Annotated in this window: 12 protein-coding genes; 9 read left to right on the top strand and 3 right to left on the bottom strand. The window is 55.9% G+C overall.

Annotation, left to right across the window (positions count from 1 at the left end):
* Positions 1-3 precede the first annotated feature (3 nt).
* The 5 genes from SBL51_RS11960 to SBL51_RS11940 are packed head-to-tail and all read left to right on the top strand — an operon-like array spanning position 4 to position 4,425.
* Positions 4-1,008: an ABC transporter permease subunit gene (locus SBL51_RS11960; protein WP_317931194.1), complete on the top strand. Its 1,005-nt coding sequence runs from the start codon at positions 4-6 to the stop codon at positions 1,006-1,008.
* A 3-nt stretch (positions 1,009-1,011) separates the two neighbouring features.
* Positions 1,012-1,926 carry an ABC transporter permease subunit gene (locus SBL51_RS11955; RefSeq protein ID WP_317931193.1) on the top strand — a complete coding sequence of 305 codons (915 nt, stop codon included), beginning with the start codon at positions 1,012-1,014 and terminating at the stop codon, positions 1,924-1,926.
* 1 nt (position 1,927) lies between these two features.
* Entirely contained in the window at positions 1,928-2,761 is an 834-nt protein-coding gene (locus SBL51_RS11950; protein ID WP_317931192.1) for an ABC transporter ATP-binding protein, read from the top strand.
* Positions 2,758-3,591: a dipeptide ABC transporter ATP-binding protein gene (locus SBL51_RS11945; RefSeq protein WP_317931191.1), complete on the top strand. Its 834-nt coding sequence runs from the start codon at positions 2,758-2,760 to the stop codon at positions 3,589-3,591. Before SBL51_RS11950 ends, SBL51_RS11945 begins: the two co-directional genes overlap by 4 nt.
* A 39-nt stretch (positions 3,592-3,630) precedes the next feature.
* Positions 3,631-4,425, top strand: coding sequence for a TSUP family transporter (locus tag SBL51_RS11940; protein WP_317931190.1), 795 nt, complete (start codon positions 3,631-3,633; stop codon positions 4,423-4,425).
* Between the two features lie 77 nt (positions 4,426-4,502).
* Here the strand turns inward: SBL51_RS11940 and SBL51_RS11935 are convergent, their stop codons facing one another.
* Positions 4,503-5,402 (bottom strand): hypothetical protein, encoded by a 900-nt coding sequence (locus SBL51_RS11935; protein ID WP_317931189.1) that lies wholly within the window; start codon positions 5,400-5,402, stop codon positions 4,503-4,505.
* A 5-nt stretch (positions 5,403-5,407) separates the two neighbouring features.
* Positions 5,408-6,769, bottom strand: coding sequence for an O-antigen ligase family protein (locus SBL51_RS11930; RefSeq protein WP_317931188.1), 1,362 nt, complete (start codon positions 6,767-6,769; stop codon positions 5,408-5,410).
* 555 nt (positions 6,770-7,324) lie between these two features.
* Here SBL51_RS11930 and SBL51_RS11925 point away from each other — a divergent pair.
* The gene (locus SBL51_RS11925) at positions 7,325-8,047 is read left to right on the top strand and encodes a sulfite exporter TauE/SafE family protein (RefSeq protein ID WP_317931187.1); all 723 of its coding nucleotides are present in this window, start codon (positions 7,325-7,327) and stop codon (positions 8,045-8,047) included.
* Here SBL51_RS11925 and SBL51_RS11920 read toward each other — a convergent pair.
* Entirely contained in the window at positions 8,044-8,517 is a 474-nt protein-coding gene (locus tag SBL51_RS11920) for an Lrp/AsnC ligand binding domain-containing protein (protein WP_317931186.1), read from the bottom strand. The two genes, SBL51_RS11925 and SBL51_RS11920, sit on opposite strands and share 4 nt — an antisense overlap.
* Before the next feature lie 184 nt (positions 8,518-8,701).
* Between SBL51_RS11920 and ald the strand changes: the two genes are divergently transcribed.
* From ald to SBL51_RS11905, 3 genes are all read left to right on the top strand, one after another.
* Positions 8,702-9,814 (top strand): alanine dehydrogenase, encoded by a 1,113-nt coding sequence (gene ald, locus SBL51_RS11915; protein ID WP_317931185.1) that lies wholly within the window; start codon positions 8,702-8,704, stop codon positions 9,812-9,814.
* 170 nt (positions 9,815-9,984) lie between these two features.
* Complete coding sequence (locus SBL51_RS11910; protein ID WP_317931184.1) at positions 9,985-10,527, top strand: RNA polymerase sigma factor; 543 nt, start codon at positions 9,985-9,987, stop codon at positions 10,525-10,527.
* A complete protein-coding gene (locus SBL51_RS11905) occupies positions 10,520-12,619 on the top strand; it encodes a VWA domain-containing protein (protein WP_317931183.1) in 2,100 nt (699 codons plus the stop codon). The genes SBL51_RS11910 and SBL51_RS11905 overlap by 8 nt, the downstream gene beginning before the upstream one ends.
* The last annotated feature ends 33 nt before the right edge of the window (positions 12,620-12,652 follow it).

The raw sequence follows: 12,652 nt of genomic DNA, 5'->3' as shown, positions 1-12,652 counted from the left end.
GCAGTGATCCGCTTTCTGTTGTCGCGTCTGGCCGTTTTGGTGCCCACCTTTTTGGGGGTCACGCTGGTGGCCTTCTCCTTTATCCGTCTGCTGCCCGGCGACCCGCTGGAGCTGCTCGCCGGCGAGCGGGGCATCAGTGCCGAGCGCAAGTTGGAGCTGCAGCAGCAGATGGGCTTCGATAAGCCACTCTGGCAGCAATATTTCGACTATCTCGGCAATCTTCTGCACGGTGACCTGGGCACCTCCTTCGCATCGAAAAAACCGGTACTTGATGAATTTCTGGCGCTCTTTCCCGCCACGGTGGAGCTGTCGCTCTGTGCCATTTTGATTGCCGTACTGCTGGGGGTGCCGCTGGGGGTGATTGCCGCCAGCAAGCGCGGCAGTGTGGTGGATCAGGTCATCATGGGCGGTGCTCTGGTGGGCTATTCCATGCCCATCTTCTGGTGGGGGTTGCTGCTTATTATCCTCTTCTCCGGCACCCTCGGCTGGACACCGGTATCGGGCCGCATCTCACTGATGTTCTGGGTGGAGCCGGTGACCGGCTTTATGTTAATCGACACGCTCCTGTCGGATGAGGAGGGGGCTTTCCTCTCGGCCCTGCAGCACCTGATTCTGCCCTCCATTGTTTTGGCAACCATTCCGCTGGCGGTGATTGCCCGGCAGACCCGCTCGGCGATGCTTGAGGTGATGGGCGAGGATTATGTGCGCACCGCCCGTGCCAAGGGCCTCTCGCCCATGCGGGTGATTGGCGTGCACGCCCTGCGCAACGCACTCATCCCGGTGGTGACCACTATCGGTTTGCAGGTGGGGGTGCTGCTTGCCGGTGCTATTTTAACGGAGACCATCTTCTCCTGGCCGGGCATCGGCAAGTGGCTGGTCGACTCCATCACCCGCCGCGACTACTTTGTGGTGCAGGGAGCGCTACTGCTGATTGCCGGAATCATCATGCTGGTCAATCTGACGGTGGACCTGCTCTACGGCCTTATCAACCCAAGGATTCGAAGTTAACCCATGGCAACGGCGACCAGTGTCAAAGAGGCTGCCAGCAGTAGGGCCGCAAACGAGCGCTCTGCGCTGCGCGAGTTTTGGTTCTACTTTAGCCAGAACAAGGGGGCTGTGGTGGGCCTGGCGCTGTTTATTCTGTTGGTGGTGGTCGCCCTGTTGGCGCCGCTACTTGCCCCCCATGCCCCCGATTTTCAGTACCGCGAGAACTTCCTGACGCCGCCGGTCTGGCAGGAGGGGGGCTCCAGCAGCTTCCTGTTGGGCACCGATGCCGTCGGCCGGGATATTCTCTCCCGGTTGATTTACGGTGCCCGCTACTCGCTCTTTATTGGCTGCGTGGTGGTATCGATCGCTCTGGCCGGGGGCGTGATTTTAGGGCTGGTGGCCGGCTACTGTAAGGGATGGGTCGATGCGCTCATCATGCGCATCATGGACATTATTCTGGCCTTCCCGTCACTGCTGTTGGCGCTGGTGCTGGTGGCGGTGTTGGGGCCGGGCCTGCTCAACGCCATGATCGCTATCGCCCTGGTCTTTCAACCACACTTTGTGCGCCTTACCCGGGCGGCGGTATTGGCCGAGGCCAACCGGGAATATGTCGTTGCCGCGCGGGTGGCCGGCAGTGGCCATTTACGCTTGATGGTTCACACCATTCTGCCCAACTGCCTGGCCCCGCTGATTGTGCAGGCTACGCTCTCGTTTTCCGCCGCTATTCTGGACGCCGCCGCGCTGGGCTTTCTGGGGATGGGGGCACAGCCACCGACACCGGAGTGGGGCACTATGCTGGCCGAGGCGCGGGAGTTTATTTTGCGCGCCTGGTGGGTGGTGACGCTACCAGGGGTGGCGATTCTGATTACGGTATTGGCCATCAACCTGTTTGGGGATGGCCTGCGCGATGCCCTCGATCCGAAGCTCAAACGGAGTTGATATGGCACTGCTTGAAATTGAAAACCTAACCGTTGACTTTGCCACCGCCGGCGGTGCTTTCCGCGCCCTGGATGGGGTGAGTTACCGGGTTGATTCCGGCGAGGTGGTGGCCATTGTCGGTGAATCCGGCTCGGGGAAATCGGTGGCCATGCTGGCCTTGATGGGGCTCTTGCCCGAGAGCGCCACGGTGACCGCTGATAAGCTACTGTTTGATGGCCGCGATCTGCAGGCGCTGACGGCCAAGCAGCGACGGCAGCTGATCGGCCGCGAAATGGCGATGATTTTTCAGGAGCCGATCGCCTCGCTCAACCCCTGCTTTAGCGTGGCCTTTCAGCTGGAAGAGGCGCTCAAGGCGCACACCGATCTGTCGCGCAAGGCGCGCAAGGCGCGCTGCCTGGAGCTGCTCAACGAGGTTGGCATTCCCGATCCCAAATCGCGGTTGGCAAGCTACCCGCACCAGCTCTCCGGTGGCCAGTGCCAGCGGGTAATGATCGCCATGGCGCTCGCCTGTAACCCGCGCCTACTGATTGCCGATGAGCCCACCACCGCTCTGGATGTGACCATTCAAAAGCAGATTTTAGAGCTGCTGTTAAACCTGCAGAGCCAAACCGGCATGGGGCTGATTATGATCACCCACGACATGGGGGTGGTGGCCACTACCGCTGACCGCGTGGTGGTGCAGTACAAGGGCAAAATTATGGAAGAGGCCGACGTGTTACCGCTGTTTGAGTCACCCAGCCACCCCTACACCCGGGCGCTCTTAGCGGCACTGCCGGAGAACGCCACCGGCGACCGCCTGCCCACCGTCGCTGACTTTAATGAGGCCGCCGTATGAGTGAGTGGGTGTTGGAGGCCAATAATCTGACCCGCGATTACTCGGTTGCCAAAGGCTTCTTTGGCCAGAGAGAGACAGTGCGGGCACTCAAGGGGGTCAGTTTCAAGTTGGCGCAGGGTAAAACCCTGGCCATTGTCGGTGAGTCGGGCTGTGGTAAATCGACGCTTGCCAGAATACTGACCCTGATCGACCCGGCCACCAGCGGCGAACTGTTGATTGATGGTGAGGCGGTGGCGATTGCCCGCCAAAAGCTGACGCCTGCGCTGCGTCGCAAGGTGCAGATTGTTTTTCAAAACCCCTACGGTTCCCTCAACCCGCGCCAGAAGATAGGCAAGGTGCTGGAGGAGCCACTGCTGTTGAATACCAACAAAACCAAGGCCGAGCGAAAAGGGCTGGCCATGGCTATGCTGGAGAAGGTGGGGCTGGGTGCTGAGCACTACCACCGTTACCCGCATATGTTCTCCGGTGGCCAGCGCCAGCGCATCGCCATCGCCCGCGCCTTAATGCTGACGCCACGGCTGTTGGTGCTGGATGAACCGGTTTCGGCGCTGGACCTCTCCGTGCAGGCGCAGATTTTAAACCTGCTGGCTGATCTGCAAGAGGAGCTCGACCTCACCTATGTCTTTATCAGCCACGATCTGTCGGTGGTGAAATATATCGCCGATGAGGTGTTGGTGATGTATTTTGGCGAGGTAGTGGAGTATGGCAGCCGCGATGCGGTGTTTGCCAACCCCCAGCACGCCTATACTCAAACGCTGTTTGCGGCGACGCCGCGAGCGGATATCGATTCCATCCGCGCCAGGGTCACTGGTACGCAACCCACCGTTTAATCCGGCCCGGGCCGGTCTCGTTCAGTAAGCAGTAGTAGCATGTCTGATCTATCCCTTTGGCAGTTGGTGCTCATCGGCCTCATCTTCGTTTGGAGTGGCGTGGTCCGCTCCGGTTTGGGCTTTGGCGGCTCGGTAATGGCGCTGCCGTTCTTGCTGCTCATCCTTAATAAACCACTGGTCTTTCTGCCGATTATCTCTGTGCACCTGTTGGTCTTTGCCGGCCTAACCGTTTGGCAAAACAATCGACAGCTGCTTATGGCGCGTGCGGGTGAGCGGGCTGAGGGCACGGTCGACTGGGGTTACCTGAGGCGGGCTTTGGCGATCATGCTTGTGCCGAAGCTGGTGGGGGTGTTTGGTGTGATTGTTCTACCGAACACGGTGATGACCGCGGTGATCTACACCATTATCGCCATCTACTCGATCACCTATGTGTTGAATAAACCACTGAAAAGCAAACACCCGTGGGTGGATGTTCTGTTCTTGATGTTGGGTGGGTATATCAGTGGTACTTCACTGGTGGGGGCACCGCTGATTATTGCGGTGTTCGTCAACCACGTCGCCAAACAGCAGCTGCGCGATACGCTGTTTGTACTCTGGATTGTGTTGGTTTCCATCAAGATGACCGCCTTCCTGATTGCCGGTGTCGACCTGCAACTGATTCACCACCTTTGGCTGTTGCCCTGTGCCGCAGTGGGCCATCTGTTCGGTTTAAAACTGCACCGCTGGCTGATCAACACCGACACTAAACGCTTTATGCAGGTGTTGGGGGTGGCGCTGCTGGTTATCAGTGGGGTTGGTTTGTGGCAGAGCGTTAAAGGCGGCTTATGGGGTTAGTTGCAGTGGCGCACTTGGCTGATGGTCGATGGCGCAGGGCTGAGAGTGACCACTCAAGGGAGCTCTAGCCTGAGTGTTTAATCCTGCAGCCGCTCGTATAGATTGTAGGCAGAAAAGGTGGCTTTGATTTTGTCATCATTGCCGCCTTTGCTCCGCCGGTTTTCGCGTGAAAGTGCCGCCTGCTTGGGCCCAGGAATAATTAAAAAGCGCTCCTTCCACGGCCGGGGGTCGGCAATTTTTACGCACTTGGTGCCTTGCTTAAGGCTCATTGCCTTTAGCCAGATATCATCAGCGCGCGGACTCAGCGCTAAAAAACGCTCTGCATTGAAGGCATCGTCGTGCAGTGAGCCGGGCGGGTAGAGTACGCCGCCCATACCGGTGGGAAAGGTCAGCAGGGATGGGTTGCTATCGACATGGCCAAATTCCCAGGCGTGGTAGGGTTTCACGCCGCCCTTGCCGTTGGTGACAATGCGATGGCCTCGGTGACAGTAGATATGCTGTGGTGCTTTGAGGTAGCCGCGGTAGAGCATATCGATCATCTCTACCGGGTAGAGAATGTCGTCGTCGACGGTGATGATGAGACTGTCTGGAAATTGTTTGAAACTGTAAACGTACTTTTTGTAAGGGCCGAAATCTTCATCAACAAAATTGATGGTTAGTCCCCGCTGTTGCTGCTTGTGCAGTAGTTCGGGGAGACGTTCATCAGGGAAGTTCTCCCGGGATAGCCAGAGCACAATGTGATCGGCCTTGAGAGACTGGCTAAACAGGCTTTCAATGCACAGGTAAACATCTTCGATGCGCAGACCGAAGGAGGTTAGTGAAACCACAATATTATGGGGTTTGTTGTTGCCAATGCCCGGTTCGTTACTGCTAAGCGCAGATTGTTGCAGCAGAGCCGCTTGAATTAGGCTTTTAATGGCAACATTGTTGAGGTTGTCGTGCTTTTTGAGGCGTTTTTTCAAAAAATAACTGAGCATGAGATCTATTCGTTACTAGGTGCCGGTATTCTAATAGAGTCGGTCTCTTCTGTCCCAGGCGTTGAGGTTTTCCAGCATAGGGATAATACACCGCCGGCGATAATCCCCAGAGCATAGCTGCCGGTACCAAAGAACATATAGGATTCAAATAGATTGACGATCAGCCAATAGACAAGGAACAGGCACCAAAATAGTAATAGGTCGCTTGCCAAGCCTCCAGACTGCACCCGTTGGTAAACTGTACGGGTGATATAGCCCAGCAGCAGGAAAAGTAGCACCAGACCGGCCACTCCGAAGTTGACGGCAATGTCCAGGTAGCTGTTGTGCAGGTGGTTGAATCCCTGCTTTTCTTGCTCGTTCAACTGTGATGTGGCTTGAACCACCGCCGCTCGTCCCTTGCCTCCCCAACCTAAAACCGGTCGCTGCCGGATCCAGCGTAGGGCCTCCTGCCAGGTTGCCAGCCTCACCCGTACGCTCTGTTCCGCTGCCTGCTCTGGGTTTTGGACAAGGTTAATCAGCTTTGTAGGTTCCATCTCATCGATTCGTGTTTGGACCACATCGGCAAACAGTACGCTAAAAATTCCAATCACCGCTACGGCGACGGCCAGAGAGTAGGCGGTGAGCCGGAGGGTGCGGCGGTTGCCTTCGCGCCAAGCAATGATCGCTCGCCACACTAACCAGATGAAACCACAGGCCAAGGTTATGGCGAGCGAAAACCAGACGGCTCTGGTCTGGCTGGCCAATACTGCCAGAAGTGTTGCCAGCCAGGCCAACAGATAAAGTGGTGTCAGCCATAGTAGCTTGTGCTTTCTGGCGAGGATCAGGCAGCGATAGCTGAAGGCTGTAAGGCCAATGACGCCAGTGCCAAACAGCATTCCCATGTGCTCGGCATTGCGCAGGTTGAAATCGATGCGTTCGTGGTGCAACGCTCGCAAAATTTCAGCGTTGCCACCGCCGGTGCTCCATGGCGTGAGTAACAGGGCAAGCAGGGCGATGGACCATAAGATGAACGGGTGGCTTGTGTGGTGGCGCGTGAAAAAGGCGATGGGAATCAGCATAAACCAGGCGCCCATTCGGTTCACTTTGGGTGACGTTGGGTCGGCCATATGCGGTAAAAAGACGGTGGTTGCCCCCCAGCTGATCAGCTGTAGGACGATAGTGCCATAGAATAGCCACAAAATGGCTTGCTTTTGGGTGTAGCTTTTTCTGGTCAATACGGCGTAGGCAGTAAAAAGCACTAACAATTTGCTGGCATAACCCGGCAGGGTATCCAGGGTCAGGTAAAGGGCGCCGTAGATGAACACCAAGACCAGCCCTGGGTAGTAGATCTTATCGTGGCTAAGGATTTGTCTGCTCTGAATCTGCACGGTCTGCTTACAATCTCTGCTTGGTCATTGCATCGAAATTTACCGCAGATTTAGTTACTGGCACGCAATAACTGTCGCTGAGTGATTTCGATATTAGTGGCTTGTTGCGCCTCACTTGCCGTCTCGGCGAGGCTAGCATAGGCGGCAGATAGCCCTTATCTAGTAGGGGCTTGGGCAAGGCTTGGCTGGGCTTAGCAACTGGCGACAAGTCGCTGCGGCGGGAAGCCCTGGCGGTGGTGCAGTATAGAGCTAAGTACTGTTTGGTTGCCGGCGGTGGGAATTTGCCATCGCTTGATAGGAGGCTTAAGCTGCCACTGTTGGTTTGTGTCCCCATTGCCCCGGTTCGGTGTTCACTTCCTTCAATTAAAATCGTACTACTCTCTCTTCTTGCTGGTTGCCACTGCTGGGGCATTGTGCTTTGGCTGCGTGTGATCTGGACACCATAGTGTAGTGCACTCAACTTCCCATTCTCTCATCTGGTCTGTTTCTAAACTCGGCTGTTAACCAGCAAGCACCAACCTCTGACAAAACAAACGGAGCACCACAGTCGCTATTATGACCGAAATCTTACTGTTAAATGCCGTGATTTTTCTCGGTGCCTTCGTTCAGGGGTTAATCGGCTTTGGTTTGGGGGTGGTGTGCGCACCGCTTATCTTTCTGGTCGAACCCGGCTACCTGCCCGCGCCGTTGATTTTACTGTCGACCCTGCTGACCTCGGTTATCCTGGTGGCCAACCGTGCTGACCTCTCTTTTCGACTGGTGCGCTGGCCTATTGTTGGGCAGGCGTTTGGTGTGGTTTCGGCGGCACTGATCATGGCGGTTATCAATGAAGCGATGTTTGGCTTGGTGTTTGCGTTACTGCTGTTACTGGCCGTGGTGCTGACGGTGCTGCGCTTGCGCTTGCCGATCAATGTCCTTACCGGTTCGGTGTGTGGTTATATCGCGGGCCTGAGTGGTACCGTGGTGGCGGTGGGCGGGCCACCGGTGGCGCTGCTGTTCCACTCTCTGTCGCCGCGTCAGACACTGGCTAATCTGTCCACCTTTTTCCTGGTTGGCTGCCTGATGTCACTGGCCGCCCTGTTTTTGATCGGCCGTCTAACCTGGCAGGAGGTTCTGCTGGCGGTGCAGTTGTTGCCCGGCTTGGTGGCTGGTTTTTATGCCTCGCACTTTGCCGGTTTTCTGCGGCAGCCGAAAATCGTCAAGGGGGCGACGGTACTCTTTTCCGGGCTGATGGCCGTTTACCTGCTGGCTAAATATAGCCTGCAGCTCTTGGCTTAGCTGCTGTAACTGACGGGTATCTCCAGGGTATCTTTCACCTCCTCCATCACCACATAGCTGGTGCACTCCACGACCCCAGGCAACGTGAGCAGCGTCTCGCCATAAAATTTGCGGTAGGCGCGCATATCCTGCACGCGCGCTTTAAGTAGATAGTCGAAGCTGCCGGAGACCAGGTAGCACTCCTGTACTTCGGCCAGTGCTTTGGCCGCTTCGCGAAACTGGTCGAATATGGTTTTGGGGGTGCGCGCCAGCCGGATATTGATAAACACCACCAGGTCTGCTTTCAGGTAGTGGGGGTTGATTAAGGCGGTGTAGCCGCGAATCACCCCCTCTTTTTCCAGTTTCTTAACCCGTTCCACGCAGGGGGTGGTACTTAGGCCCACGCGCCGGGAGAGTTCGGCGTGGGTGATGCGCCCCTCTTTTTGCAGAATACGGACGATGCTGCGGTCGATTTTATCGAGTTCAAACACAGTGGGGGCCTCCGGACGGCAGGGCTAGTGAATTTCGCTGGTTGGAGCCAGTCGGCAATGGAAAATATACGTTGATCTACCTAATTTGGCACTAAAAATAGTGAAAACACCTGCATATATCTCAATAAAATAGGCATATCAATTGTTACTCACTTAGCCATAGTTGTTTATAGAGGATGTTGCCATGCTGATCGGTGTACCCAAGGAAATCAAAAATCACGAGTATCGTGTCGGCCTGACTCCCGCGGGCGTGAGAGAGTTGGTGGCGGCCGGCCATCAGGTGATGGTGGAGACTCAGGGCGGTGCCGCCATTGGCTTTGGTGATGAACTCTACACCGCCGCCGGTGCCACCATTGTTGGCGGTGCCGATGAGATTTTTACCACCGCCGAAATGGTGGTGAAGGTGAAGGAGCCGCAGCCGATCGAGTGCCGCAAGCTGCGTCCCGGCCAGATTCTTTTTACCTACCTGCACTTGGCTCCGGATCCGGAGCAGACTCAGCTGTTGATTGAGTCCGGTGCACGCTGCATTGCCTACGAAACGGTGACTGCCCCCGGTGGTGGTCTGCCGCTGTTGGCGCCCATGTCGGAGGTGGCCGGTCGCATGTCTATTCAGGCAGGCGCGCACCACTTAGAGAAGGCCCAGGGTGGCTTGGGCACTCTGCTAGGCGGTGTACCCGGGGTTGCGCCGGCGGAAGTGTTGATTATTGGTGGTGGCGTTGTCGGTACTCAGGCGGCCCGTATGGCTGTGGGCCTGGGCGCCAGCGTGACTATTGTCGACCGCTCTCTGCCGCGCTTGCGTCAGTTGGATAGTGAGTTTGCCGGCCGTATTCAGTGTGTCTACTCCACTGTGGATGCCATCGAAGAGTACTCCAGCCGTGCGGACCTGGTCATTGGCGCGGTGCTGATTCCCGGTGCGGCGGCCCCCAAACTGCTGACCCGCGAGATGGTCGCCGGCATGAAGAAGGGTGCTGTGGTGGTGGATGTGGCGATTGACCAGGGCGGCTGCTTTGCCACCTCCAAGCCAACCTCCCATGAGCATCCCACCTATGAGGTGGACGGTGTTATTCACTACTGCGTCACCAACATGCCGGGCGGTGTTGCGCGCACTTCCACCATGGCTCTCACCAACGCCACCCTGCCGTTTGCGTTGCAGCTGGCCAATAAAGGTATCAGCCAGGCGTTGAAGGATGATGCTCATCTGCTGGCCGGATTGAATATCTACGAAGGCAAGGTCACCTATCGCGCGGTGGCGGAATCTCTCGGGTATGACTACACCGACCCTCTGTCCCTGTTGTAGTAGCTGTATTTACCAAATTTTTAGCCGGCCTCGTGCCGGCCTTTTTTTGCCTGTCATCCCGTGTTGAGCTATTGGTCGCTAAACTTTTTTAATCTATCACCAAGGAATTTTTAGGTTTGGCCGTCTAACCCATACTTTCGAAAGTAGAACTGCGCGAGATGACCTCAATTATGTCACCACCGTCTGAGTTGGACGCCTGGCTGCGAGCCGCCCAAAAGGGGGACCAAGCCGCCTTTGCCCAGGTGTTTGACCACTGTTATGGCACCATGTACCGCTACGCCTTGAAGTGGAGCGGCAATGTGGCCGATGCCGAAGACATCACCCAAGTGGCGTCGATTAAACTGGCTAAATCGATTGGCCAATTTCAATTCGATGCCGCCTTCACCACCTGGCTCTATCGGCTGGTGGTCAATACCGCGATTGATTGGCAACGCAGCAATCAGCGCCATCACCCTGTTGCACAAGCTGAAACCATTGAACCGGAAACCGGCGACAGCCAGGCGGGTTTCAATGGGGTGTTGTTGCAGCAGTTGATTGCCCGAGTGGCTGAACTGGGCGAGGGCTTTCGCGAAGCGGTGATACTGGTGTTAGGCGAGGGTTTCTCCCATCGGGAAGCGGCCGAGGTATTAGCGGTGCAAGAGTCGACGATATCCTGGCGAATTCATCAGGTGCGCAAAGTGTTAACTGAACAATTAGGAGGCGACCATGAGTAATTCGGATCAGCCTTTCAATGACCTGGAAAAACTGTTGCAAACTACCCCCGAGCCTGCGAAAGATGCGCGGGAAAAGGCGCGTCGGCTGGCCATGCAGGCTTTTGCTGAATCTCACGCAGAGGCGGGAGAATCTGCATTAGCTGGTAACAATAAGCCAACTCAAACTTCGGCAGAAGCTGAAAGCGTTGAAATAAAAGACCGCCAAGGATTTTGGCCGCGCTTACGTCAAACCCTCACGCAACAATTAACTGAGGTGTTCGACATGAAAAAACAGTGGCTGGTTAGTGGCGCGTTCGCGAGCGTGAGTTTAATCGCGGTGACTTTTGTGCTGGTGCGGGTAACGCAACCGGAGCTGATTACAACCGCACCGGGAGTGGAGCGGGAGCGAGTGTTGGAAGAGGTGGTTGTCGCGGCCGAACCGGCTCCGGGACGGGAGGCGCCAGAAATGGCTGAAGCAATGGCCGATGTCAGTGCTGGTCCTAGCGAAGCCGATCTCGCCGCTCGTGCCTCTGTGGAGCGCCAGCGGCAAGCGGAGATCGTCATGGCCCAGAGAAAGCAGGCCGAGGAGCGCAAAATGGTGATGGCGGCGCCGTCACAATCGCCGCTGGTCACCAGCATGCCCGCACCAATGCTGATGGAGGATAATGCCATAGTGCCACCGGCGAGCGGGCTGGCGGGGGATGATGAATTCAATGAGTTAGATAGCAACCCGGTTCAGCGGGTTGCCGAGAGCCCGGTGTCGACCTTTTCGGTGGATGTGGATACCGCTTCCTACAGTTTTGTGCGACGTATGTTGAACAACGGCGTCCTACCCCAGAAAGACGCTGTTCGGTTGGAGGAGATGGTTAACTATTTTGATTACCAATATCCCTTGCCGGAGAGCAAGAAAGTGCCGTTCAGCACCTCGGTGGTTGTGCAGGATTCCCCCTGGCGGGCCGGTAATAAATTGATTCAGATTGGAATTAAAGGCTACGAACTGCCGCGTGAGCAGTTGCCTAAATCGAACCTGGTTTTTTTGTTGGATGTCTCCGGCTCCATGAGTCAGCCCGATAAACTGCCGTTGGTAAAGCAGTCTATGGAGTTGTTGTTATCACAGTTAAACCAGGACGACAGCGTCGCGATTGTGGTTTACGCCGGTGCCGCGGGTACCGTGTTGGAGCCGACCGCTGTGCGTGAAAGGGAGAAAATTGTGCAGGCGTTAAATCAACTCACAGCCGGTGGCTCCACCGCCGGTGGCGAAGGGATTCAGCTTGCCTATCAACTGGCGGAATCGCAGTACGATGATAAAGCGGTTAATCGGGTTATTTTAGCAACCGATGGCGATTTTAATGTTGGTATTACCGATCACTCCGCACTCACCGATTTTATTGAACGCAAGCGTGATAAAGGCATTTATCTCTCGGTATTGGGTTTTGGGCAGGGCAATTATCACGATAATCTGATGCAAAACCTGGCGCAAAATGGCAACGGTGTGGCGGCCTATATCGATACCCTGAGCGAAGCGCAAAAGGTATTGGTGCACCAGGCTACATCGACGCTGTTCACCATCGCCAAGGATGTAAAAATTCAGGTGGAGTTTAATCCGGTAACGGTGGCGGAGTATCGTCTGTTGGGGTTTGAATCGCGTCTGCTTAAGCAGGAGGATTTCAACAATGATAAGGTCGATGCAGGAGATATCGGTGCCGGTCACACTGTCACCGCCATCTATGAAATTACTCCGGTGGGTAGTGATTCGTCGCTGATTGACGACAGCCGCTACCAGCCGGGTGAGCAGCCAGTGGCCGATAAAGGCGACGAATACGGCTTCTTAAAGTTACGCTATAAACTGCCGGGTGACGATAACTCGCAGCTGATTCAGCAGCCGATTTTAATTAAAGGTGGCAATACCAGTGAGCTGCTGCGCCGGGAAGCTAATTTTGCCACCGCCGTTGCCGGCTTTGCCCAGCTGTTGCGTGGTGGACAATACACTGGAAATTGGAGTTACGACGATGCTCTGGGCTTGGCTCAGGCTAACAAGGGTGATGATGCCTACGGCTATCGCACGGAATTTGTGCAATTGGTTCGCAAAGCAAAACTGGCCAAGGGAATGTAATTCTCCCGCTTACAATTAATAACGCTAAAGCCC

Source organism: Halioxenophilus sp. WMMB6 (genome assembly GCF_033283405.1).
Lineage (GTDB): Bacteria > Pseudomonadota > Gammaproteobacteria > Pseudomonadales > Cellvibrionaceae > Halioxenophilus.
This window is presented reverse-complemented; position numbering and strand designations above follow the sequence as displayed.

What these genes read in the sequence shown, in the direction of transcription:
- SBL51_RS11955 (WP_317931193.1), top strand. Translation starts at nt 1,012, where the DNA reads ATGGCAACGGCGACCAGTGTCAAAGAGGCTGCCAGCAGTAGGGCCGCA.
- SBL51_RS11950 (WP_317931192.1), top strand. Translation starts at nt 1,928, where the DNA reads ATGGCACTGCTTGAAATTGAAAACCTAACCGTTGACTTTGCCACCGCC.
- SBL51_RS11945 (WP_317931191.1), top strand. Translation starts at nt 2,758, where the DNA reads ATGAGTGAGTGGGTGTTGGAGGCCAATAATCTGACCCGCGATTACTCG.
- SBL51_RS11940 (WP_317931190.1), top strand. Translation starts at nt 3,631, where the DNA reads ATGTCTGATCTATCCCTTTGGCAGTTGGTGCTCATCGGCCTCATCTTC.
- SBL51_RS11935 (WP_317931189.1), bottom strand. Translation starts at nt 5,402, where the DNA reads ATGCTCAGTTATTTTTTGAAAAAACGCCTCAAAAAGCACGACAACCTC.
- SBL51_RS11925 (WP_317931187.1), top strand. Translation starts at nt 7,325, where the DNA reads ATGACCGAAATCTTACTGTTAAATGCCGTGATTTTTCTCGGTGCCTTC.
- ald (WP_317931185.1), top strand. Translation starts at nt 8,702, where the DNA reads ATGCTGATCGGTGTACCCAAGGAAATCAAAAATCACGAGTATCGTGTC.
- SBL51_RS11910 (WP_317931184.1), top strand. Translation starts at nt 9,985, where the DNA reads ATGTCACCACCGTCTGAGTTGGACGCCTGGCTGCGAGCCGCCCAAAAG.
- SBL51_RS11905 (WP_317931183.1), top strand. Translation starts at nt 10,520, where the DNA reads ATGAGTAATTCGGATCAGCCTTTCAATGACCTGGAAAAACTGTTGCAA.